Origin of the sequence: Microvirga zambiensis WSM3693 (assembly GCF_016735695.1) — a bacterium.
Taxonomy (GTDB): Bacteria; Pseudomonadota; Alphaproteobacteria; order Rhizobiales; family Beijerinckiaceae; genus Microvirga; species Microvirga zambiensis.
Map to the genome: position 1 here is coordinate 1 of NZ_JAERQD010000192.1, position 1,230 is coordinate 1,230.

General features: G+C 65.5%; 2 pseudogenes. One reads left to right on the top strand and one right to left on the bottom strand.

Features of this window, described 5'->3' with window-relative positions:
• Positions 1-262: 262 nt before the first annotated feature.
• A pseudogene (locus tag JKL46_RS34820) lies at positions 263-939 on the bottom strand (IS3 family transposase); the annotation flags it as partial.
• Positions 940-989: 50 nt separating this feature from the next.
• Between JKL46_RS34820 and JKL46_RS34825 the strand changes: the two are divergent.
• Positions 990-1,154, top strand: a pseudogene (locus JKL46_RS34825) (IS5/IS1182 family transposase); the annotation flags it as partial.
• Positions 1,155-1,230: the final 76 nt, after the last annotated feature.

Sequence of the window (1,230 nt, forward strand, 5' to 3'; positions counted from 1 at the left end):
GACCTGCTGCCCTTCAACTTCAACAAACAGCCAGCCTGAACCCCACCCTACGACGTGCATTGAAATGCGCGCTTACGTATCAGAGGCAGAGCCTCAGGTCGCGCGGGTGGAGCTTCACTGAGCAGGCAGAAGTTCTGAAGCCAGACCTGCCGCAGCACCTCAACCGCCGGGATGTGTCGCAGCCATGTCGCTGCGCCAGGAGCCATGATGGCCGCAAGCCATTGATGACCATCGCGGCCGATCTGCTCGGCATGGGCTTGCCGCTTCTGGTTCGGGCCCACGGCCGAGAAGTCCTGCTCCAGCAGGTTGGGAGCGACCGGGAAGGCCTGATGGCTGTCGGTGGTGCGCTTGAACCGGCGCTTCTGTCGGCCTTTCAGCCCGTTCTCGCGCATCAGCCGGGCAGTCCGGCGCCGACCCACCGTCAGGCCTTCGTCCGGCAACTTGCGGGTCAGGCGCGGACTGCCATAGGTCCCATGGGAGCGGGCCAAGGCCGAGCGGACATGGGCCAGCAGCACCAGATCCTCGCGCTGGCGCGGACTGGCCGGACGGGAGCGCCAGGCGAAGGAGCCGCTCTGGCTGCCCCCGAGAACCTGGCACAGACGGGTGACGGAGAAGTCCGCTTTCGCCGCAGCGATGAGCCGGAACGTCATCGCCTTCCCTCCTTGGCGACACAAGCGGTGGCCCCCGCTTCAGGATCTCCCTCTCCTGACGCAGGATCTCGGTCTCGCGCCGCAGCCGCTTCAGCTCGGCCGCCATGGCCTCCTGGCGCTCGTCGGGCGGATGGTCGATCTCGCGCTCGCGGCGGCGATCGATCCAGTGGCGCAGGGTCGACAGGCCGATCCCGAGATCCGCGGCAATCGCCCGTCGGCTGCGGCCACTGGTCAGGGCGAGCCGAACGGCCTCATCCTGAAACTCTTTCGTAAAGCGTGTCTGGGGCATGGAGATCCTCCTGCTTCAGGAGAGGCTCTCCATTCTTTCGAAGCAATACCATGCTGGATCTCGCCCAGAAGTGTGGCGTCCGGTTGCGCCAGAGCTATCGGCGGGTGGCCAAGCACGCCGCGATCAGGATTGGACGCTATCTTCATGCGCATCAGTTCAAGCGCGCTACCCGCGAGCTGCGCTTCCTGCGGTTCAGGCTCGGTCGGGTAATCCGCAGCTATGACGGAATTTAGGTGATGGGGCCGATCAGGCGGCGCTGTTTGTCGGCAGCGGGATGACCTCGCTGCCGTC